Below are 20,761 nucleotides of genomic sequence, written 5' to 3' on the forward strand. Positions count from 1 at the left end.
CTGAAATGACCAGCGAGACAAAAAAAAGGGACAGCTTCACGCATTATTTTTTGTCGAAATGTTTTTTCGAGGCACCAGCGTGACCCAGTAACGGGTCCGCATCTGCACGTCCACCGGCAGGCTGGCAGCCAGTAACGAAAGCACGCGGTCGGTATTGTCGAGTCTGAAACTGCCCGTCACTCGCAGGGTTTCAAGTGCCGGCTCCCCGCGCAGCAAGCCAGGGCGGTAGCGGCCAAGCTCGCGCAGGAAATCGCCTAGAGACTGGTTCTGTGCGGTCAATACATCGTCGCGCCAGCCGGGCAGCAAGGCGTCGAAGGCGCTGACAGCGCCCGGCTCCGCCCTGTTTGAGGCTGACCTGTTGTTGTGCATGCAATACCAGCACCGGCCCCTGCAGCGGATAGAGTTGCACCGCGCCGCTGACCACCGACACACGGCAGTCGCTCTGGTTGAGACGTACACAGACTTCACTCTGACTGACCACGACGCGCCCGTAGGGGCCCTCGATGGTCAGTGCTGCCCTGCCCGGCACCTTGAGTGCGATCTCGCCACGCACAAGGGTGACTCGACGTGCACCCAGATCAACATTCACCGCGCTGTCGGTGTTCAGTTGCAAGGTGCTGCCATCGGCCAGGGACAGACGTTTGTGCTCGCCGACGGAGGTTTGCAGGTCGGCACGCCAGACATCCAGCGGCAACTGACGGCCCACCAGCCAGGCGGTAGGGACCAATGCCACAGCGCCCAACGCCCTTTTGAGCGCCGCGCGTCTTGCTTTGTCGGGACGATCCAGAGTAGCCATAGCCAGATTGGCAGGCAGGCCGAAAAAACGCTGCCGCAGCTGTTGCGCCTTTTGCCAGGCGCGCTCATGACTGGCAGAGCTGTCGCGCCAGTGCTGCAGCATGGCGTGATCTTCTTCGCTGGCGCCGCCGGATTCCAGAAGCGCCAACCACTGCGCCGCCCTGCGTACTACCTCGCGTTCTTCGTTAGAAGGTGCCGAGCGAATCACCAATCCACCAGCAGGCAGTGTTCGTAGGCTTGCGCCATATAACGTTTGACGGTGCGTTCGGAAACATCCAGGCGCTCTGCGATTTCCCGATACCCCAGCCCCTCGAGCTGGCTCCAGAGAAACGCCCGGCGCACCACTGCCGAAAGACCGTCGAGCAACTCGTCCAGCGCCTGCAGGGTTTCCAGCAACAGCCAGCGCTGCTCAGGCGACGGCACGCTGTCTTCAGGCAACTGCGCCAGCGCTTCAAGGTAAGCCTGTTCCAGGCTGCGGCGAGTATAGAAGTTACTGAGCAGGCGCTTGCCCACCGTCAGCAGGTAAGCGCGTGGCTCCTGCATATCGGCGATCTGCTGAGAGCTGGACAGTACACGCAGGAACGTATCCTGACTCAGGTCCGCAGCATCCCAGGCATTCCCCATGCGTCTGCGCAACCAGCTTTCCAGCCAGCCATGATGATCGCGGTAAAGGGAATGCAAGGTCTGCTGTGATAGCGTCGCTGCTTCAGTCATGTCAAAAGCCTTGAGCGATGGGTGCGCCAAATGAGACTGATTCTAATTAGTGTTATATCCCGAGTCCACGCTCTTTTTTTCAAAAAGCCCGCCGCCGCTGCGTAAAATCGGGGTCATTGGTCCGCAACACGTTTATCTGCGCTGTATGCAAGTGATTCACTCGAGCGACAAATAAACGCGATGTGTATCTTTTTCGTACCACTTTCGACGTAAATTTCTTCCGGGAAATCGATCAGTGGTTCGCCCCCGCCAATACGCCAAGTGCCGCACGATCAAGATGTCGCTCGACACGTCCCTCGCGGATCAACAGTGCCCTGTCACACAAATGGGCAACGGTATTCATGTCGTGACTGACCAGAATCATGGTCATGCCCGTGTCGCGACGCAGGGCCTGGAGAAGATTGAGTATTTCCGCCTGAACGGTCATGTCCAGCGCCGAGGTCGGTTCGTCCAGTAACAACAGTGCTGGATTCAATTGCAGCGCACGAACGATGGCAACGCGCTGACGCTGGCCGCCGGACAGTTGATGCGGGTAGCGATCGAGCATGTCACCCGACAGGCCCACCTGTTCCATCGATGCAACCAGATTGGCCTCATCGAAAGGCAGGCCGTTGATCTGCCGCGGCTCGCGCAGGCTGCGGCGGATCTGGTGCAGCGGATGCAATGATGCATAAGGGTCCTGAAACACCATCTGCACCTGCTGACGCAAGGTTCCCGTGAAGGCTTGCTGCGCGTGAAGCGGCTGCCCGAACAGGTTCACACTGCCCTGCCAGTCGCGCTGGAGGCCGGCGAGCACTCGCAACAAAGTCGACTTGCCAGAGCCTGACGCGCCGATCAGACCGAAGCATTCGCCCGGTTCGATTCTCAACTCTGCCATCTGTAGTGCAGTAAAGGCATGCAGGCCGCGTTTGAAACTTACCGTCAGTTCACTGATATCCAGCACGCTCATGGCAGCGCCTCCATTAGTTTGCGATCAAGGGTCGCAAGTGCCTGACCATAGGTCAGAGCAGAGGGCTGACAGCGCCATAGCGTCTGCGTGTAGGGGTTACTGGCAGTTGCCAGTTCGGCGGCGTTGCATCGGTCGACAATCCGCCCGCGGTACATGACCAGCGCCCGGTCACAATATTTCGCCACCAGAGGCAGATCATGACTGATCAGCAGTAACCCCATGTTGCGTTGTTCGACAAGGCCCAGAATCAACTCCAGAATCTGATCGCGCAGGCCGCTGTCGAGTGCCGAGGTGGGTTCGTCGGCAATCAAAAGGCGCGGATCATTGATCAGCATCGCGGCGAGCATCACCCGCTGCCCCATGCCGCCGGACAGTTCGTGGGGGTAGCTGTCATACAGCGCCAGCGGGTTGGGCAAGCCTACAGCCTCCAGCATGTCGAGTACTTTTTCGCGACGCTCACGGCGTCCCAGCCGGGTATGCAACACCAGCGCCTCTTCAACCTGAGTGCCGACCCTGAGCACCGGGTTGAGCGAATACCTGGGGTCCTGCAACACCAGTGACAGACGAGTACCGCGCAGGCCCTGCCATTGCTTTGCCGTCAGGCTGCGCAGGTCATCGCCTGCCAGGCTCATGTGTTCGGCGGTCACCTGACCGGGGCGTGCGACAAGCCCCAGCAACGCACGCGCGGTGAGTGACTTGCCCGAGCCGGACTCACCCACCAGCGCGACCTTTTCAGTGCCCACAGTGAAATCGATCCCCTTGACCACCTCGATCAGTTCCGGGCCCGAGCCTGGAAAACCGATCCGCAAGCCCTGCACGTTCAACAGCGATTGTTCAAGAGTCATGACGAGGATCCAGTACATCGCGCAGACCGTCGCCCAGCAGGTTGAAAGACAGGCTCGTCAGCAATATCGCGATTCCCGGTGCAGCGGCGACCCACCACTGATCAAAGATGACCCGGCTGCCGTCGGCAACCATCGAGCCCCATTCCGCAGTCGGTGGCTCGACACCCAGGCCAAGAAATCCCAGCCCTGCGGCGGCCAGAATGATGCCGCCCAGGTTCAGTGCTACACGCACGATTACCGAAGGCAGGCACAGCGGCAGGACGTGACCGATCAACAGACGCATGCCACGTATGCCCTGCAAGTGAGCTGCGGCCAGATAGTCGCTGTTGCGCAATACACTGGTTTCCGCCCTTGCCTGACGGGCATACGCGGGCCATGCCGTGAGCGACAGTGCCAGTGCCCCGTTGAGCAGGCCCGGCCCCAGAATTGCGACAAACGCCAAGGCCAGCACCAATTGCGGAAAGGCCATGATTATGTCGGTCAGGCGCATCAGGATTCGCTCGGCCCAGCCGCCGTAAAAGCCGGCAGTAACGCCCACCAGCAAACCGATGGGCAAGGTCAGCAGCAATACCAGCGTTACCAGCAGCAAGGTCGGGCGTGTGCCGTAAAGCAGGCGTGTGAACAGATCCCGGCCAAACGCATCGGTGCCCAGCCAGTGGGTGGCAGACGGCGGCAGCAGACGCTCCTGAATATTCTGCGTATTGGGATCAAAACCACTCAACAGCGGCGCCAGCAACGCCACAAGTACCAGCACCCCGATAATCGACGCGCCGATGAGTAATGCGGGTGAGCGACGCCATCCGCTGCGAGCCACTATATTGTCGAACGCTACGGAAACACTCATGACACCCCCCGTGTTCGCGGATCGATCATGCCAGCCAGCACATCGGCGATGCCGTTGACGACCACAAAACAGAGTCCGATAACCAGCGTGCTACCGAGGATCGCTGGTACGTCACCGGCAAACAACGCCGTGGTGAGGTAGCGGCCGATACCCGGCCAGGCGAAGACCGTCTCGGTGAGAATCGAGCCTTCGAGAAGACTGGCGTAAGATAGGGCAACGACGACCACCAGCGTCCCGGCAACGTTCGGCAACACATGGCGCAACAGCACCCGACCACGTCCCGCCCCCTTGGCCAGCGCAGTCACGACGTACTCCTTGCCCATTTCTCCCAGCAGCGCGGAGCGTGTCATGCGGCAAATGCCTGCCATCGAGTAAAACGCCAGGACTAGAACAGGCAAGACCAGATGACTGAAGGCGTTGGCCAGCGCGCCGCTTTCGCCAGAGCGCCAGGTGTCCCACAACATCAATCCACTGCTCAATTCAAGGGTGTACAGGTACGAATCGTCCAGACGGCCTGGCCCGCCAGTCCATTGCAGCCTGGCGTAGAACAGCAGGAGCATCAGCAGACCGAGCCAAAAGATCGGCACCGAATAGCCAATCAGCGAGACCAGCCGCACCAGCCCGTCAACCCAGCCTCCCGGCCGCCACGTTGCCAGCAGGCCCAATGACAGGCCGAGGGTACTGCCCAGCAGAATGGCCAGGGTCGCGAGCTCAAGTGTGGCTGGCAGCGCACGGCTCAAACCTTCCAGCACGGGCTGCCCGGAGGTAATGGAAACCCCCAGATCGCCCTGCCTGAGGTTGTCCAGATATCGACCGAACCGCGCTGGCCAAGGTTGATCAAGGCCCAGATCGGTTCGGACCTGGGCCAGCGACGATTCGCTGGCGTGATCGCCAGCAATCCGTAGCGCCGGATCGACTGGCGATAGAGTGGTCAGCATGAATGTGAAGAACAACAGGCCGATCAGTGTTATCGACAACGACAACAGTCCGCTGGCCGCCACTTTCACTCTGCGTGAAGCCCCTGCTCTCACTTGCTTTTGCTCACCTGATCAAAATACGGCAGCGAAACGATGATGTTCTGTAACACACCTTGCACGCCGTCATGTACCGCGACCTGGTTCTGACCTTGCAGCGCCACGACAAATGGCGAGCTTTGCTGCACAGTTTTTTGCAGGTCGGTATACAGCGCAACACGTTTTTGCGGGTCACGTTCGGCAGCAGCCGTGCGGGTTTCCTGGCTCAGTTGCGGGATATCCCACTGAGTGCGCCAGGCGATGGTTTTCGGACCGTTGGCGACGTTGTAAGTGAAGGCGCTCGCGTTGGAGTGAGGATCCAGATAATCCATCCCCCAGTAGGTGAAGATCAGCTGAAAGTCCCGGGCGCGCATTTTCGCCAGTAGCTCGCTTTCTACCAGCGGACGCACTGAAATCTCTATGCCGGCTTTGGCAAAACTGGCTTGCAGCGCCTGGGCAATATCCGTGTAGGGAGGTTGATTGAACACATTGAGTTCGATTTTCGTGCCTTCGGCAATACCACCCGCCTTTAAGGCGGCCTTGGCTTTATCGACGTCCAGTTTGAACGGTTTGTCGACCAGCGAGCCGATGACGCCCGCAGGGAGGAATGCCTGGTGGATGCTGTACTGGTTTTTCAACAGATCTTTGGAAATGCCCTGATAATCAACCAGCCAACGAGCAGCTTCCCAGAACGCCGGGTTCTTCAGTGCAGGCGCCTGCGTGCTGCCACTGTTGATGGCCAGGTAATAGATCATTGAGGACGGGAATCGCTGCACACTGACGCCCTTCTGCTTTTCCAGAGCGCTGAACTGGTCTGCGCCCAGATCGAACGCAAGGTCAGCATCGCCCTGCACCACCAACAGACGTCGGGTTGCCGGGTCAGTAACGTTCTTGAGGATTACTGTTTTCAGCTTGGGGGCCTTGATGGCATTAGGGTTGGCCTGAAGCACCAGCGCCTCGTGCGGCACGTAGCTGCGCAGCGCATAGGAACCCGTACCGGCTGAATGATTTTTCAGCCAGCCGTTGCCCAGATCAGCGTCTTTCGTATGCTTGCCGACCTCTACCGCGTCGACAATGAAGCCCACTGGCGTCGCAGACAGAATGCTCAACGCAAATGAACTGCCTACCGCTGCTGGCCAGGAAATCTTCACATGCTGGTCATCCACCCGGGTCAGGAAGCTGTCGACGTTTTCCGCCGTCCAGCCCAACTCACCCAGGATGAATGCAGGCGACTTGTTCAGTTTGACCACGCGGCTCAGTGAGTAAATGACGTCTTCCGGGCGAACACTGTTGCCCGAGGCAAATCTGGCACCGTCACGCAGTTCGAAAACCAGACTCTTGTCGTCGTCACCCGCCTTCCATCTGGATGCCAGGGCAGGCACCAGGCTGGCCGGGTTCTGCCGGTCTGGCTCAAGCAAGCGCTGATAGATATTGGCCAGGGTGTTGGTCGCGGTTATTTCAAAACTTTCGGCGGGGTCCAGGCTGGCAATGTCGTCTATTGAACGCGCCACCACCAGCGTATCCGGGGGCGTCGCAGCCCAGGCTGAACCGCTGATTGTGATTGCCATAGCCAGAGCTGTCAGACGCCGCATCTTGAATTCCCTTATGAGCTTGAGTTATTGGGAGCAGACGATATAGCGCATTTGGTAATATAAAAAAGACTGTTTAGTCATTAACTTAGAACGTTTCTCCGGGTTGAGACGCTCTGGGATAGGGCTGCGTTGCGGTTTGGGGAGTGGTGCGCAATAGGTTGCGCAATCAGCGGTCGCTTTAGATCACTTAAGCGCTTGCGAGCCTCGCTTAGCGGCGCTTTGACGGCGTTGCGCAATATCTTGTAATCGCACGCAGAATCTCGCGCAGGTTTTATTGGATTTTCGACTGAGAAATCACTCTCGAATTACATTTAAAATTAACCTTTTGATTTATATGAATAAAAAATATTTGGCACTGTTCTTGTTAGCTCTCACGGCATTCAACTAGCCCAACTGTCCGTTTCTGTCTGGGCCTCGACGGTATCGATCACCAACGCCAGAGCAGGGAATTCACACAATGACCAACGGCAGCCTTAGCGCTGGACCATCCTGCGAAATGGACAAACTGATCGTCCAGATCGTGGGCAAGAAGCATTCGGACCAGCAGCAGGTTTTGCTGCTCGGTTCTGATGGGACCCGTATCTATTCACCCAAATCGGAAGTGCTGGAAAGGGAGCTGTTCAGCAGCACCCTGAAGGTCTGGGATCACATCGAGGGCACGCACCTTCATCTGCAGATCGCGACCCTTGAAGGCGAGCCGATTCGCCTGCCGTTGCTCAGCGGCACGAAAGTCACGCCGCGACAGGCCGATGCGCAGTTCAACCAGATCGTTCCGGTATTACCGTTCGTGGCATTGCCCGGTTCGAAAACGGTGGACGACATGGGCACACCGGTGCTGGCTCGCGCGGGTTATGTGTATGTGTTTTATCAGGAGAAGCTGTGGCGCGAGCTGGAGATCCACGTCAGCGAAACCGGCAACACGTATCACGACATCGACGTGGCCCGATATCGTCAGCAAAGCGGGTTTCTAGCGGGCGAGCGCAAGGCCACTGGCCAGGCGCTTGAGGACATCTGGCTGCCGGCACTCTGGAACAACCGGCACGTGCAGACGCTACAGTTGTGTTTCTCGGAAATACAGCTCAGCGCGGCACGCCTTGAGCGTCTGGAAAAAGACGCGGCTTCAAGAGATCAGCGCTGCAACAGCCCTGACCTGAGCGGGTCGAAAATGCGCTTCAAGGACCTGTACAAGGGCAAGCCCGATGGCAAAGCGATGCTCGATGCGTTTTCCGGCTTTGATGCCAAAAACCCTGTCGCCCAGGCACTCATCGCCCCGATCAAGGCGACCCGGCTGAATCTGCAATACAACGCGTTCCCAGTCAGCCTGGCTGCACCGCAGCGCGCCCGCCAGCCCGGTTATGAAAGGCTGCTCGATCATCCGGCGCGGTATCTGTGTGATCTGTCGGGGCAGTTTCCGGTCGAGTCCTTCAGAGAAGCCAAGGCATTTCTCGCTCAGACTGGCAGAGGTGTTGCTGTGCAGGATGTCAGGCGCCTGGAGCTGACAGCGATGGCCGACGCGCTGCTCGCCAGTTTGCCGATCGAAGCGGATGCCGAGCCCGTCGATGCGGGGGTGCTCTGGGAAGCGCAGGCCGGTGTCGTCGATGTGCTGGAAAACGCCCGCCAGCGGCAGGTCTGCGGTGTACTGCTGGACGATGCCTGCTATCGCCTGCGTCATCTGCGACAACGTGTCGATACGTGCCAGCAACTGTTCGCGCTGTGCGCCCGACACGCCGTTCTTCACCCACACCATGCCAGCGCGTTGCTGGTGCAGCAACTGGTGGTGCCGCGCAGTATTCGCGGTCAGGAAAACCCGCTGCACGCGGCGATGGCCAAGCTGCATGAGCCTGGCAGACGAGCGATCAACCAATGCACTGCCACGGTCCAGCGCGCGGCGGTCTGGCGGCACATGCGCAGTGCTCAGGACGCACTGGTCGCCAGCCTGAAACAGAGCACTACGGAGCAAATGCTGGCGGATCATCTGAGCCTTGAAGGTTTCGACTACGTGGCGGCGATGTATGAGTTGAGCCGGACGCTGGCGACTCTCGCGCTGCTGCCATCCAACGTCGATCCGCTGGCACCCGGTGGCGACATGGTGGATGCGGTCACGGGTGTTGGGGTATGGGATCAGGCCGTGAGCCTTGGGCAGAAATTTTTGAACCACATCGCCAGCGATGACACGTCGCCCCTGCACCTCATGCTCTGGCCCGAGTGCGATCTACAGACCGCTTGCGCGCCTTATGTCGTGCCGGTTACAGATGATGAGAACAAAGGCGACGGCCGTTTTCGCGCCACCGAACTGGCCCGTTTCGAGACTCAGCCAGCGCCTGACCCTATCGCCCAAGTCACACTGGACGCCACCACCCTCGCTAACTTGCTGGCGGGCGACAGCCTGCAGAACTTCTTCCTGATCAACAACGGCAAAGCTACAACAGCGGCGCTGGTCGGGATCTTTGAAAACCTGCAAAGCGCCGCAGATGGCGCTGCGAACGCCGTCGCCAAAGCCAGCCAGACTCTTGTGTCAGCCAAAGGTAATGCAAACAGCGCCAATGCCAACGTCCGGTCGGCAATCGACCGACTGGCCCAGATGCAAAAACGCCTCGGTGCAAACGCCGACAAGATCAACGTCAACCGCCAGGGCCGAGGCGTACAACAACTGCGCAGCATGATGCCCGAGCATTTTGGTGCTGCTTTCCTGATCCGGCGTAATCAGGTCACTCCACAACACTATGTATTCGGCCTGGAAGACCTGCCCGGCCGTGAGTCATTGCCGAAAACACGCTACGGCGAATACCTGAGACCCGACGGAACGCCATTTGGCGACATCGCCCCGCCGCATCCCTCTTCTACCCGCCTGGCAAAAGGCGACCATCTGGTGCTGGTGATCCCACGCGGCCACAAAACCGCGCAGGTGGTCGGCGACATGAACCGAACGCTCAAAAAAGCTCGTGAGGCGGCAGGTGCGGTGGGTGATGCTGAACGGGGTCATATTCGGGCGAAGAGCGGGTTGAGCGAGGCGATTGAGGGGCTGGATTCGGAGAAGAACAAGGCGGCTTATCGGGTGCTGGGGTCGACACCGTTTTGTCTGGCGGTGTTGATGTTGGAGGTTTGGAATGTGAGTTCGGAATATGAAGCGTTGAGACAAACTGCTAGAGAAAAAAATGATTTGAGAGCAATTGGTGGTATTGGAGGTGCGTACCTGGACTTGGCAATTGCTTTGGAGGCTCTGGCCGTCAAGCTGGCAGGCCAACGATCATCACTATCTATTGCCAGAAAAACGCTATTCAATATCTCCTCGAAAAAGGCGGCTACTTTTTTTGGTGAAACTCTAGCCAAAAAGTTAACTGAAAAAGTGACTGGTCGAATCATAGGTATTTTTTTCTCCGGAGGAATTCTTTCCGTAGTCAATGCTATTGACGCATGGCACGCATGGCAGTGGAACGATCAAGCCCTGTACGGATATTTGCTGATATCTATAGGTGGGCTAGCAGGTTCGCTGGGAACCTTGTTCGGGGCGGCTGCAACGCTCCTCAATCTCACGGTATTGGGCTGGGCCGCATTATTGCTGATAGGCGTGGGCGTAGGAGTGGTTATCTTGCTCAGTTCGACGCCATTGGAGTCATGGTTGGCAAACGGTCCGTTCGGCGAGAGCCATTCAATTGACCGGTATTTACAGGAACCTTCAGAGGCCTTTTATCGACTGACAAGCCTGCTTGCCGGCATCAGTATCTCAATAGAAAAAAAACCGGTTTATGAGCCACAAGCCGCATTTTATCCTCGCACAGAGATACCGCATGCCATACGTAGCGCGGACACAATCATTCGCCTGCAGAGTCGTTTGCCGGGACTTATCGGCAGTCTCGAAAACCTGAGCATTCACGCTGTCTGCAAGCTGTGCCGGATTACCGAAAGAGCGAATAATCAGGGTGTACCTTATCGCGCAGGAATTGAAATCGCTGACAGATCTGAAGCGCCCAAAGCCCAGCGTCTTCACCTGGACGCATTGGAGTTATTTTTTGCCACGCCAGCTAGTCAAGCTTCACCTACTGGTAGCAGTAGACACTATTACCAATGGGCAGTGAGGGCACAATTCATCTTGACCCGCGGAGGAGAGCAACGATATTTCCCTGCTCCGCCGATCAAGGACCCGACTCAATATAGCCAAGATTGGGCAACGGCCAACTTTAACAAAATCAACCAGCCATTCTGGGCTGACGAAGAAGCTCACAAGGCCTCTTCCAATGATTGATCCGAATGAGCGCCACTACGAAAGCCTGGCCTACCGACCTGGCAATATTCCCGAGCAGGCATCATTGCGCACGGAGCCATATCACTCTTGCTCGGCCCGACTCCCTTGGGGAAAAACTCAACAGACGACATCAATGAAACTCCTTGAGGAGTCCACCCCAGAAAAAATGAGGATCTGGGAGCAAGTAGCGAAAGAAAAAGAGAAAAACAAAACAGCTGGAACCGATATGCCGGCACTCCATCAAGAAGTCGAACTTCACAATATGTTGTAGTGGTCTAATGGTTCCGGACACTCATTTAGGCGAGAATATCGCCAGATAGAGGTGTCTGATGACCAAACAACGCCGTACCTTTTCCGTTGAATTCAAACGCGAGGCCGCAGGCCTCGTGCTCGATCAAGGCTATAGCCATATCGAAGCCTCCCGCTCGCTTGGGGTGGTCGAATCTGCGCTGCGTCGCTGGGTCAACCAGCTTCAACAAGAGCGCAACGGTGTCACTCCACAGAGCAAAGCCCTCACGCCCGAGCAGCAAAAAATCCAGGAGCTCGAAGCCCGGATCGCCCGTCTTGAGCGGGAGAAATCCATTTTAAAAAAGGCCACCGCGCTCTTGATGTCGGAAGAGCACGAGCGCATGCGCTGATTGATCAGCTCAGTGTCCATGAGCCAATCGAATTGCTGTGCGAAGTGTTCGAGGTACCTCGCTCGTGCTACTACAACCATTGCCTGCGGCGTCGGTCTCCAGACGCCGAGCGGGTTCGTTTACTTAGCCGAGTCAATGAGCTGTTCGGGCAAAGTCGAGGCGCTGCCGGCAGCCGCAGTATCGTGTCGATGATGCAGGCGGATGGCGAGCAAATCGGTCGGTTCAAGGTGCGTAGCTTGATGCGGGAGCTGGGATTAATCAGCAAGCAACCAGGCTCGCATGCTTATAAAAAAGCAACAGTGGAGCGGCCTGACATTCCGAACATTTTGAATCGGGAGTTCGATGTACCCGCGCCCAATCAGGTCTGGTGTGGCGACATCACCTACATCTGGGCGCAAGGAAAATGGCATTACCTGGCGGTGGTTATGGATCTTTACGCGCGTCGGGTGGTGGGCTGGGCGTTTTCGAACAAACCGGATACGGACTTGGTGATCAAGGCGCTGGACATGGCTTATGAGCAACGCGGCAAGCCTCAGGGCCTGCTGTTTCATTCCGACCAGGGCGTCCAATACGGGAGCCGACAGTTTCGCCAGCGGCTTTGGCGATACCGCATACGCCAGAGCATGAGCCGCCGGGGTAATTGCTACGACAACTCGCCGATGGAGCGTGTGTTCCGCAGCTTGAAAACTGAGTGGATACCGACCGTGGGCTACATGACGGTCCAAGAGGCTCAGCGGGATATCAGTCATTACCTGATGCATCGTTACAACTGGATTCGGCCACACCAGTTCAATGATGGAATGGCGCCCGCTCAGTACGAGAAAAACCTTAACGTCGTGTCCGGGATCAGTTGACCACTACACGTACTGGGTCAGGTCGGCGATCTTCTTCAGATCGGGAGCCTTGGGCTTGAGGTTGCGTTTGGCATCGCCTTCGACCAGATAACGTGGCACATACCAACCTTCGGTGGCCCCGATAATCGGGCCCCCACACCGACTACCTTCCCACTGGCCGCCGCCTTGTTCCAGACCTCGCTTCGCCCGATCCACTCCTCCGCCAGTACCTGAATGTCGTTATTGCTCAAGGCGCTTTCCATGGTGATGGAGTTGCCCGGCAATGTATCGATCGCACAGCCATAGCCGTCCTTGAGCAATATCTGCAGTATGTCGGTGAGCAACATGCCGCTTTCCCAATTGAGCCCGGCAAATTTGACCGGTTTACCCGACTCGCACCAACCGGCGGCCTGGCTTGCAGCACTGCCGGCAAACAGCCCGAGAGCAATCAGTGTGGCGGTAAGGTTTTTTCTGATCTTCACAATCGCACGCTCCAACACAGTGAACAGGGTTATGGCAGTGCAAATGCTCGTCACATCAGTGGCGAACCTGTTTCATCTACATGAAACTCAAGCTCCTTGATGTATCGTCGGGAACCAATCTTCGCGCAGTCTCTGACCGGTCTGCATCGCATGCCCTGGATACGGTGGAGAGGTCCGTCCTGGACGCTCGAAGTAACGTATATCGTCGCCAAGCCAGCGCAGCGACAAGACACGACGGCGCTGAGCCGACGCATTGCCTCTAGCACCATGCACGGTACGGAAATCGAACAGCACCGCGTCGCCCGGCTGCATCTCCCACTCCAGTACCTGCAGGCCTTGCTCGGTATCAGTATCTGGATCCGGCGCGTCGCGGTACCCGCCAGCATCTTTGTAGAAATCGCTTTGATCGGCCCAGTGCACCGGTTTTATGCCTTCTCCCAACGGTGTGAGCCGGCAAGCAGCCGCAGCGTCGACTCGCGCACCGGGTCCACGGGGATCCAGAAGCTCACGTTCTGGCTACCTTCGACAAAATAGTAAGGGATGTCCTGGTGCCATGGCGTGGCCTTCTGCGCGCCGGGTTCCTTGACCAGAACATGATCATGAAAAAACTGTGCCGATCTGGAGCGCATCACGGCAGCCGCGACAGACGCTGCCGGTGAATCCTCGACCATGGCGCGAAACTCTGGAATCCGCTGCCAGTTGCAATAGTCGTCGAAAAAGCCGCCCGGTTTGTCATCCTTCTCGACGTAACGGCTGGCGTAAGCACCCGGCTCGGCGAGGTTGCGCTCGATTCCGTCGGCAATGGTGCCGATCCAGTCGCGGAAAACGCCGCGCAGGCAAATTGCGCCATCGCGCTGAAAGGCCTCAATGTTTTCTGTCGTGAGGGCAAACGAATGTTGTGCCATGACCTGAAACTCCCTCGAAGAAGAATAAATGTGGGCAAGGGGCAAATATTTCATGACACTCAGCGAAGATAAAATAATATGTATTGATTTATCACCCAAGAAATTCTTATGAAGTTCAGCCTGCGACAACTCCGTTATGCGCTCGCTGCCGCCAAACACGGCAATCTCACGTTGGCGGCCGAAGAGCTGCATGTTTCCCAACCGTCAATTTCAACGGCGATTACCGAACTCGAGCAGCTTTTTGGTCAGCCGCTGTTTGTTCGTCAACGCGGACTGGGCGTATCGCTTACGCCTTTCGGGCGTACAGTGATGGCCCAGGCCAGGCGGGTTCTGGCCGAAGCCCGGACGTTTTCAGACATCGGCAGCGACAACAACGACTTTTCCGGAGAGCTGGTACTGGGTTGTTACGAGGACCTGGCACCCTATTGCCTGCCGCAGATCCTCAGGCGCCTGCAACAGGAACATCCGCGAGTGAGGGTCGACATGCGCGAAGGCGGCTTCGACTATCTGGGCAAGCGCCTCGCCGAAGGTACTCTGGAGCTGGCGCTGACCTACGACCTGGGGCTGCCGGCAAACATGGCGTGTATCGAGTTGCGTCAACTGACTGCCCATGCCCTGCTGGCGGCTGATCACCCATTGGCAAACGAGCCCGATGTCAGTCTGCACGCACTCAGTGAAGGCAATCTGGTAGTTACTGATCAGGTCCACAGCTGGCAGCACGTGCTGGACTTGTTCAACATGCATGGACTGTCGCCTCAAAGCCTCCAGCGCACCCACAGCTTCGAGTTTCAGCGCAGCCTCGTCGCCAACGGATTCGGTGTTTCCCTGACCTATACCAGGCCCTTCGGCGACCGCAGCTACGACGGTCAGCCCTTGGTGTGTCGCCCTATACGCGAAACGCTGCCCACCCAGCGCATCGTACTGGCTTACGATCAGCGCTACCCGTTAACGCCGCCCGCCGAAGCATTCAAAAACCAGGCCGTTGCCTGGTTCCAGGAAAGAGTACCTTTTGTCTGAGGCAGCGCCCGGGCGCCTATGACGCTGAAGCGGCGACAACCCGCCAACAACAAAATAAACAAATGCATTTTTAGCAAAAATACAATTATTCTTTGCCCATGATCAAAGAACTGAAAACGTTTATCGCCGTGGCAAGAGAAGGCACGTTCGCTGCGGCGGGCAGCAAGATCGGGCTCACCCAGGCCGCTGTCAGTGCGCAGATGCAGCGCCTTGAAGCTGAACTGGGCGTCGAGCTGTTCGACCGAAAAGGACGTTCAGCCCAGCTCAACCGCATGGGGCAGCAGGTGTTGTTACAAGGTCAGGATCTGGTGCGCCAGTTCAGCAGCCTTGGCACTACGACAGTAGGGCTACCCGCGAGCGTGCTGGTGACCATCGGCGCAATTGCCTCTGTACAACGCTCCTTTCTGCCGGAAGCGCTGGCTCGGTTTCATCAGCAATTCTCCGCGTGCAGGACGCGCGTCATTCCCGGCCTGTCCATGGACCTGGTCAATCAGGTGGACGCTGGCGAGATCGACATGGCAGACTGGGCCGAACTGATTTCGGCTCATCCATTCATTCGTTACGATCGATCGTCATTTGGTGGCCGACAGGTCGATAGGTTCCTGCGCCAGACCCATGTCTCGCTGCGCGAAGTCTGCGAGCTCGATGAACTGGATGCGATTATGAAACTGGTCGCCAACGGCGTCGGCGTCGCATTGGTTCCGGAAACGGCAACCCTGCAGAGATGGCACGCCGGTGTGCGCTCTATCGACTTGAAAGAACATACGTTCCATCGCGATATCGGGCTGGTACATCGCGCTCGCCGCAGCCTGACCGAACCGGTAACCGCGCTGGTCCAACTGATCAACGAACACGCTCTGACTCGTTAGCGCTGCGCCCGCTCTAGCAAGCCTGGCGCAACGTAGTGTGCGCCAGGCTTTTACTATTTTGCGAACAGCTGACTCATGTCTTTGAACGCCTTGAACTCAAGCGCATTACCGCAGGGATCGAACAGGAACATGGTGGCCTGCTCACCCACCTGCCCCTTGAATCGAATGTAGGGTTCGATGACGAACTCGGTGCCGAAGGATTTCAAGCGCTCGGCCAGAGCTTCCCACTGAGCCCATTCCAGAATGATGCCGAAGTGCGGAACCGGAACGTCGTGACCGTCTACCGGGTTGCTGTGCACACTCTCTTGAGAGGCGGTTTTCGGGTGTTCATGAATCACCAACTGGTGTCCGTAGAAATCGAAGTCGACCCACTGATCGCTGGAGCGCCCTTCGGAAAGACCGAACACTTCACCGTAGAAGGCACGTGTCGCGGCCAGGTCATAAACCGGAATTGCAAGGTGGAAAGGAGAAAGACTCATCAGGACTCCGATTTCAGCTCTTGGTGGCGTGTGAAAGCGGGCAGCGTGCTCGCTGTCCGGCGACTTATTCAAGTTCCACTCATGCTAAGGCCGGGCGATACCAATAAAAATCAATATATATTTTAAAGATGCACAAATTATTTTTGTGATAGCGGCCACGCTCAAGCACCGGGCCAGCTCACGAATGCAGGCTGATCCAGCCGTTGACCCCTACATACATCCCAACACAAATAATCAGGACGCTGGACAGGTAAGGTGCGCGTCGAGCAGCTGCACTGAGCCAGGGATTCGAGGCTTTTCGCGCACCGATGGCGGCGGCAGCGCCAACGGTGACCAGCGTGACGGCGAGACCCAGGCTAAAACAGATCACCATCATCGCGCCCAGGGTGACCTGCATCACCTGCAGGCACAGCAGCAACACGGTGATGGCTGCCGGGCAAGGGATAAGCCCCCCGGTCAAGCCGAACATCAGGATCTGGCCCAGATACATCCCGCCGATTGCCACCAGCCAGACGACGGCGGTGTGCGAAACGGTAGCGGCGACACCGAGCATCACGGCCTGCTTCACAGAGCCACGAATGGCCACAATGAACGCCGCCATCATGGTTTTTGAATGCCCGGGCTCCAGCCCGTGCAACGCTACCAGCAGAATGGCACTGGGGAAATACAGCCAGGCGTGCGACCCCCCTTGCTGCAACAGCTCGACGAAGTTGAGCATGTGAGACCTAGAGGTATTTGGTGATTTGCTTGAAGGCTTCCAGTGGTGCGCGCTCGCCCCTGGCAAGTGAACCGAGCGTGTCTTCAAGGCAGTGATCGATATGATCCTGAATCAACGTACGCTTGGCCTGGCGCACCGCTTTCTCGACCGCGTGCAGCTGCTGGGCGATATCCACACACTCGCGCCCTTCTTCGATCATGGTGATGATGCTGCGCAAATGACCGTCGGCCCGTTTCAGGCGCTTGATAACAGCTGTGTGGGACAGGTACGTATGGCCGTGGGGGTGGTCGTGTTCACTCATGGCTTGAGCTCTGGCCTGGACAATTCAGACCGGCGCTCTATCCCCCCTGGGAGGATAGAGTCAAAGGTAATGCAGGATTGGAACCGGAAGCGAGCCCACCTATGAAAACCTGTTCAATTCATCCCGTTGAATGCCAGCTCGCTGTCCTTGATGTTGGCAATCGGCCCGAGAATGGCTGGATCGAAGTCGCGGAGTGGCTCGCCCTGACGCAACAGCTGTGGCAGGTCCGGATTGGCCAGCGCGCCCTTGCCCACCGCGATGATGTCCGCCCCCTGATGAAGCACCTTGTCGGCTTTTTCCGGGTCGTGCAGGCCACCATTGGCGATCAGCGCAACGCCTGGCGCGTAGCGTCGGGCCAGTTCGACCAGGCTGGCTTTACCCTGGGCAAAGGCCGGCTGCCATGCTTCGTGTTCCGTCACATGAATGTAATCGACTCCGGCATCTGCCAGCGCACCGAAAATGATCTCGGCATCGCGCTCGCCTCCCGCCCATTTATGTTGAAAGTCGTTGACCTTGCCCTGTGAAAGGCGCACACCGACCGGCGCCTGCCCGGCCATTTTTTTCACCTCGGCAATGACATCGAGCGTCAGGCGCAGGCGCTGCTGAACATCCCCTCCCCATCGATCGGTACGCTGATTGCTGTAATCGGTCAGAAACTGGTCCAGCAAGTAACCATTTGCGCCGTGAATCTCGACACCGTCAAAACCCGCAGTGCCTAAAGCCAGCTGCGTGGCACGGGCGAACCCGTCGATGGCCTCGGCGATATCCTTGTCGCTCATGGCTCGCGGAATCCGGTAGCTGCCCGCGCCGTAATAGAACGCCATCTGTTCGCCCTTGGGACGAATGGCCGAAGGACCCGCCGACTCGCTGACGAAGCGATTGGCCTGGCTGAGTGCGCCTGCGTGCATGAGCTGCGCAATCATGACACTGCCATGCCGGTGCACAGCATTGGTCGTGGCACGCCATGCCTGAGCCTGCTCGTCATCGGTGAGCCCGGGCTGGAAGCGGTAGCCTTGGGAAGAACTGCGATCTGTATAGTTGCCCTCGGTGATGATCAGGCCAAAACCACCCTTGGCGAACCGCTCGTAATAGCGCGTCATGTTCTGCGTTGCACTGCCCTGCTCGTCCGCGCTCACGCGTGTCATGGGTGCCACCGCAAACCTGTTCTTAAGTTTGAGATGACCCATGTCGAACGGGGCTGTAACGTGTTTGTTTATCTCGCTCATACTTCAAACCCTCACTGTGCAGATCGCCTGCGAATTGCCCGCAGTCATGGACAGAACCTGTAGCAACGGTAAGGGCTGGCGAAGACCATTGGAACCCGGCCGTGCAGATAAGGCGCTTTAACGAAAATGGATAGAATCCGTGCAAATATCTGATATAGAGGTGTTCGCCGCCATTGCTTCCAGCAGAAGCCTGTCGGAAGCGGCGCGTCGACTCGGGTTGTCACCGATGGCAATCTCCAGACGTCTGGCTGCGCTGGAAAACGACCTGGGCGTCAGGCTGTTTCACCGTACAACCCGCTCGGTATCACTGACGCCAGAGGGCGAAGTTTTTCTGCCTCATGCCAAAACCATACTGGAAGCAAGCGAGGCCGCCCGCACCACGCTGAAGGCTGATGCAGGCTCTGCCAGTGGCGTTTTGCGGGTTACGGCGCCGAGTGTGTTTGGTCAGACAGTCATCATGCCGTTGCTGCCCGCATTGATGCTGGAAAACCCGGCACTGAGTATCGACCTGACGCTGTCGGACAGCATTGTCGACATCGCCGGACTGGGAATCGATGTCGCCATCCGGATTGCCACGATACGCGACTCGGCACTGGTGGCCAGGTCGCTGGCGCCCAACCCACGGGTGGTGTGTGTAAGCCCAGACTACCTGGCGAGGCACGGCAAACCAGCGCTACTGGAGGAACTCAGACACCACCCGTGCATTGCCTTGCAAGCAATGCCCTGGTGGCCGTTCACAAGAAACGGCGAGCCCATCACCATTCGCGCTCAGGGCCCCTTCTCTGCCAACAGCGTCGAGGCCGTGCGCACGGCATGTAAACAAGGTATGGGACTGGCCATGCTGACCTATTGGGATGTCCGACAGGAAATCAACGAAGGCAGCCTTCAGCAGGTGGACTTCGAAGATGCAATGCCCGAACAGCTGTCTGTCACGGCAGTGCTGCCAACACGCCAGCGCGTTCCTCACAGGGTGCGCCTGTTCATTGACCGCCTTGAAGCAGCGCTCAAGAGCAAGGCAGGCGCGGCGGGAGCCACCTTGTAAACGAACGAACCGGCATCAAGCCGGTTCGCAAACCATCCACTGCAATCAGACCTACAGGGGCTGCGTGATCAGGGCACGATTCTAAACGCGTAGTTAGCGATGGTTCTGGCGTCAAGCGGTTGTCTGTTCATCGGATGCTCAGGCTTGCCTGCGAGGAATTGGGCAAGCTTTTTCATATCCATGAACGCCAGCTCCTTATTTCCCTGCTGACTGTAAAGCTCCGACGTGTCCGTCGGATTCCCCGCCAGGCCGATCACCTGCCGATCAGGATTTTCCAGCGACAATGGTTCACCAAAAAGGCAATGGGTCGCATCGTCCGGGTGATGGTGTGCCGCGTCCATGAAGGGCGGATTTTGGGATTCAGCAACGGCCTTGGAGACCGTACGCAGTTGATTGAATTGTGAGGTTATAGGGTCCCGGGCTGCGCGGATATCGTCCACAACTGCCGGCCGGGCCGCCGGATCGGTTATAAAGGCTGCAACAACCCTCCTTACCCCAACCCCCGGGTTCAGGTTAAGCAAGCGCATTCGGTAAGCCACATTATTTTCATAATCCTCCCGCTCCGGAATTACCCGCAATGCGCTGGAACGCGCGCCATCTGGTCGCCTGGAGGCAGCTGGAGGATGCATCGGAACGGCTGGGCGAGGCGGAGCACTAACGGGACGTGGCCCAAGCACGCGGTGCAGCGCAACACTCAAATCCATCAGCGGGCTTTCCACAAGGCTCTCAGCCGTGTCAACACTTGGGGGAATGCCCACGCTCTGCAACGCGTACGCTATATCCAAGGGGATCGGTTGGTGCCGCAATAGATGTCTTTCAAGCGCCGTGCGCAGGTCTTCCAGATTGACCCCTTGTTGAACCAATCCCTGCAAGGCTGCGGCGGCCTGGTTATTGCCACGATTACGCATCGCAGCCCTGTCGGGGCGTATGGGTACCTGATTGACGCGTGGCGGGCTTCTGTCTACCGGTGTCTGAGAGGTCGATGCGTTTGACGAACGTCTCTGATCAGGCGTCATCAGCCGGGCGAACCGCCCAAATAATGAACGCTGGCTGCTACTCGATGATGATTGCGTAGGGGTGCGGGCCGCCGGGGGCCGCGTCGGTGTCCTTGCTGGAGTTGACGCCGCCTGTTGGCGATCCGCTCTACGGAGCGCATGACGGAGCTCGATAGCGAGCTCTGAATGGGGGTTGATTCCAGTCGCAATCATGTTAGGGAAATGCTCGCGCAAAATACTCTGTTCGGCTCTAGAAAGAGC

Annotated in this window: 17 protein-coding genes and 3 pseudogenes; 6 read left to right on the forward strand and 14 right to left on the reverse strand. The window is 57.8% G+C overall.

Annotation, left to right across the window (positions count from 1 at the left end):
* Positions 1-36: 36 nt before the first annotated feature.
* From LJU29_RS14030 to LJU29_RS14060, 7 genes and pseudogenes are all read right to left on the reverse strand, one after another.
* Positions 37-1,003 (reverse strand): annotated as a pseudogene (locus LJU29_RS14030) (FecR domain-containing protein).
* Positions 1,000-1,509 (reverse strand): sigma-70 family RNA polymerase sigma factor, encoded by a 510-nt coding sequence (locus tag LJU29_RS14035; protein ID WP_005757773.1) that lies wholly within the window; start codon positions 1,507-1,509, stop codon positions 1,000-1,002. Before LJU29_RS14035 ends, LJU29_RS14030 begins: the two are co-directional and overlap by 4 nt.
* A gap of 232 nt (positions 1,510-1,741) precedes the next feature.
* Positions 1,742-2,458, reverse strand: a complete 717-nt coding sequence (locus LJU29_RS14040) for an ABC transporter ATP-binding protein (RefSeq protein WP_005757774.1) — start codon at positions 2,456-2,458, stop codon at positions 1,742-1,744.
* Entirely contained in the window at positions 2,455-3,303 is an 849-nt protein-coding gene (locus LJU29_RS14045) for an ABC transporter ATP-binding protein (protein ID WP_257110772.1), read from the reverse strand. The genes LJU29_RS14040 and LJU29_RS14045 overlap by 4 nt, the downstream gene beginning before the upstream one ends.
* Positions 3,293-4,147 carry an ABC transporter permease gene (locus LJU29_RS14050; RefSeq protein WP_002553740.1) on the reverse strand — a complete coding sequence of 285 codons (855 nt, stop codon included), beginning with the start codon at positions 4,145-4,147 and terminating at the stop codon, positions 3,293-3,295. The genes LJU29_RS14045 and LJU29_RS14050 overlap by 11 nt, the downstream gene beginning before the upstream one ends.
* Entirely contained in the window at positions 4,144-5,154 is a 1,011-nt protein-coding gene (locus LJU29_RS14055; protein ID WP_057452802.1) for an ABC transporter permease, read from the reverse strand. The genes LJU29_RS14050 and LJU29_RS14055 overlap by 4 nt, the downstream gene beginning before the upstream one ends.
* 20 nt (positions 5,155-5,174) lie before the next feature.
* Positions 5,175-6,752, reverse strand: coding sequence for an ABC transporter substrate-binding protein (locus tag LJU29_RS14060; protein WP_257110774.1), 1,578 nt, complete (start codon positions 6,750-6,752; stop codon positions 5,175-5,177).
* Positions 6,753-7,209: 457 nt separating this feature from the next.
* Here LJU29_RS14060 and LJU29_RS14065 point away from each other — a divergent pair, with 457 nt between their 5' ends.
* The 3 genes from LJU29_RS14065 to LJU29_RS14075 all read left to right on the forward strand — a co-directional run bounded on the left by LJU29_RS14065 (position 7,210) and on the right by LJU29_RS14075 (position 12,487).
* Positions 7,210-10,995, forward strand: a complete 3,786-nt coding sequence (locus LJU29_RS14065) for a toxin VasX (protein WP_257110775.1) — start codon at positions 7,210-7,212, stop codon at positions 10,993-10,995.
* Positions 10,988-11,266 carry a hypothetical protein gene (locus LJU29_RS14070; protein WP_257110776.1) on the forward strand — a complete coding sequence of 93 codons (279 nt, stop codon included), beginning with the start codon at positions 10,988-10,990 and terminating at the stop codon, positions 11,264-11,266. The genes LJU29_RS14065 and LJU29_RS14070 overlap by 8 nt, the downstream gene beginning before the upstream one ends.
* Before the next feature lie 58 nt (positions 11,267-11,324).
* Positions 11,325-12,487 (forward strand): IS3 family transposase gene (locus LJU29_RS14075; RefSeq protein WP_122320854.1). Its coding sequence is split into 2 segments (ribosomal slippage): positions 11,325-11,580 and positions 11,580-12,487, totalling 1,164 coding nucleotides; the frame shifts between segments, so codons are not numbered across the junction.
* Positions 12,488-12,496: 9 nt separating this feature from the next.
* On the opposite strand, the pseudogene LJU29_RS14080 reads toward LJU29_RS14075, so the two are convergent.
* Positions 12,497-12,948, reverse strand: a pseudogene (locus tag LJU29_RS14080) (glycine betaine ABC transporter substrate-binding protein); the annotation flags it as partial.
* Positions 12,949-13,035: 87 nt separating this feature from the next.
* Positions 13,036-13,853, reverse strand: a pseudogene (locus LJU29_RS14085) (phytanoyl-CoA dioxygenase family protein).
* 108 nt (positions 13,854-13,961) lie between these two features.
* Between LJU29_RS14085 and LJU29_RS14090 the strand changes: the two are divergent.
* Together LJU29_RS14090 and LJU29_RS14095 are read left to right on the forward strand one after the other, a co-directional pair.
* A complete protein-coding gene (locus tag LJU29_RS14090; protein ID WP_003411176.1) occupies positions 13,962-14,870 on the forward strand; it encodes a LysR family transcriptional regulator in 909 nt (302 codons plus the stop codon).
* A gap of 98 nt (positions 14,871-14,968) precedes the next feature.
* A complete protein-coding gene (locus LJU29_RS14095) occupies positions 14,969-15,739 on the forward strand; it encodes a LysR substrate-binding domain-containing protein (protein ID WP_257110778.1) in 771 nt (256 codons plus the stop codon).
* Positions 15,740-15,792: 53 nt separating this feature from the next.
* Here LJU29_RS14095 and LJU29_RS14100 read toward each other — a convergent pair whose 3' ends face one another.
* The 4 genes from LJU29_RS14100 to LJU29_RS14115 all read right to left on the reverse strand — a co-directional run bounded on the left by LJU29_RS14100 (position 15,793) and on the right by LJU29_RS14115 (position 18,463).
* Positions 15,793-16,218: a VOC family protein gene (locus LJU29_RS14100; protein ID WP_003364399.1), complete on the reverse strand. Its 426-nt coding sequence runs from the start codon at positions 16,216-16,218 to the stop codon at positions 15,793-15,795.
* 178 nt (positions 16,219-16,396) lie between these two features.
* On the reverse strand, positions 16,397-16,936 hold the full coding sequence (locus tag LJU29_RS14105; RefSeq protein ID WP_005759280.1) for a HoxN/HupN/NixA family nickel/cobalt transporter: 540 nt from the start codon (positions 16,934-16,936) through the stop codon (positions 16,397-16,399).
* Positions 16,937-16,943: 7 nt separating this feature from the next.
* Entirely contained in the window at positions 16,944-17,237 is a 294-nt protein-coding gene (locus LJU29_RS14110) for a metal-sensing transcriptional repressor (protein ID WP_257110785.1), read from the reverse strand.
* Positions 17,238-17,350: 113 nt separating this feature from the next.
* The gene (locus LJU29_RS14115; protein WP_257110786.1) at positions 17,351-18,463 is read right to left on the reverse strand and encodes an NADH:flavin oxidoreductase; all 1,113 of its coding nucleotides are present in this window, start codon (positions 18,461-18,463) and stop codon (positions 17,351-17,353) included.
* Between the two features lie 139 nt (positions 18,464-18,602).
* Between LJU29_RS14115 and LJU29_RS14120 the strand changes: the two genes are divergently transcribed.
* The gene (locus LJU29_RS14120; protein ID WP_054995827.1) at positions 18,603-19,505 is read left to right on the forward strand and encodes a LysR family transcriptional regulator; all 903 of its coding nucleotides are present in this window, start codon (positions 18,603-18,605) and stop codon (positions 19,503-19,505) included.
* A 68-nt stretch (positions 19,506-19,573) separates the two neighbouring features.
* On the opposite strand, the gene LJU29_RS29335 is transcribed toward LJU29_RS14120, so the two are convergent.
* On the reverse strand, positions 19,574-20,413 hold the full coding sequence (locus LJU29_RS29335) for a hypothetical protein (RefSeq protein WP_005759276.1): 840 nt from the start codon (positions 20,411-20,413) through the stop codon (positions 19,574-19,576).
* Positions 20,414-20,761 lie beyond the last annotated feature (348 nt).

This window comes from Pseudomonas ficuserectae (assembly GCF_024584585.1).
In the GTDB taxonomy this organism is placed as follows: domain Bacteria; phylum Pseudomonadota; class Gammaproteobacteria; order Pseudomonadales; family Pseudomonadaceae; genus Aquipseudomonas; species Aquipseudomonas amygdali.

What these genes read in the sequence shown, in the direction of transcription:
- LJU29_RS14040 (WP_005757774.1), bottom strand. Translation starts at nt 2,458, where the DNA reads ATGAGCGTGCTGGATATCAGTGAACTGACGGTAAGTTTCAAACGCGGC.
- LJU29_RS14115 (WP_257110786.1), bottom strand. Translation starts at nt 18,463, where the DNA reads ATGAGCGAGATAAACAAACACGTTACAGCCCCGTTCGACATGGGTCAT.
- LJU29_RS14065 (WP_257110775.1), top strand. Translation starts at nt 7,210, where the DNA reads ATGACCAACGGCAGCCTTAGCGCTGGACCATCCTGCGAAATGGACAAA.
- LJU29_RS14070 (WP_257110776.1), top strand. Translation starts at nt 10,988, where the DNA reads ATGATTGATCCGAATGAGCGCCACTACGAAAGCCTGGCCTACCGACCT.
- LJU29_RS14095 (WP_257110778.1), top strand. Translation starts at nt 14,969, where the DNA reads ATGATCAAAGAACTGAAAACGTTTATCGCCGTGGCAAGAGAAGGCACG.
- LJU29_RS14035 (WP_005757773.1), bottom strand. Translation starts at nt 1,509, where the DNA reads ATGACTGAAGCAGCGACGCTATCACAGCAGACCTTGCATTCCCTTTAC.
- LJU29_RS14110 (WP_257110785.1), bottom strand. Translation starts at nt 17,237, where the DNA reads ATGAGTGAACACGACCACCCCCACGGCCATACGTACCTGTCCCACACA.
- LJU29_RS14045 (WP_257110772.1), bottom strand. Translation starts at nt 3,303, where the DNA reads ATGACTCTTGAACAATCGCTGTTGAACGTGCAGGGCTTGCGGATCGGT.
- LJU29_RS14060 (WP_257110774.1), bottom strand. Translation starts at nt 6,752, where the DNA reads ATGCGGCGTCTGACAGCTCTGGCTATGGCAATCACAATCAGCGGTTCA.
- LJU29_RS14105 (WP_005759280.1), bottom strand. Translation starts at nt 16,936, where the DNA reads ATGCTCAACTTCGTCGAGCTGTTGCAGCAAGGGGGGTCGCACGCCTGG.
- LJU29_RS29335 (WP_005759276.1), bottom strand. Translation starts at nt 20,413, where the DNA reads ATGCGTAATCGTGGCAATAACCAGGCCGCCGCAGCCTTGCAGGGATTG.
- LJU29_RS14050 (WP_002553740.1), bottom strand. Translation starts at nt 4,147, where the DNA reads ATGAGTGTTTCCGTAGCGTTCGACAATATAGTGGCTCGCAGCGGATGG.
- LJU29_RS14100 (WP_003364399.1), bottom strand. Translation starts at nt 16,218, where the DNA reads ATGAGTCTTTCTCCTTTCCACCTTGCAATTCCGGTTTATGACCTGGCC.
- LJU29_RS14090 (WP_003411176.1), top strand. Translation starts at nt 13,962, where the DNA reads ATGAAGTTCAGCCTGCGACAACTCCGTTATGCGCTCGCTGCCGCCAAA.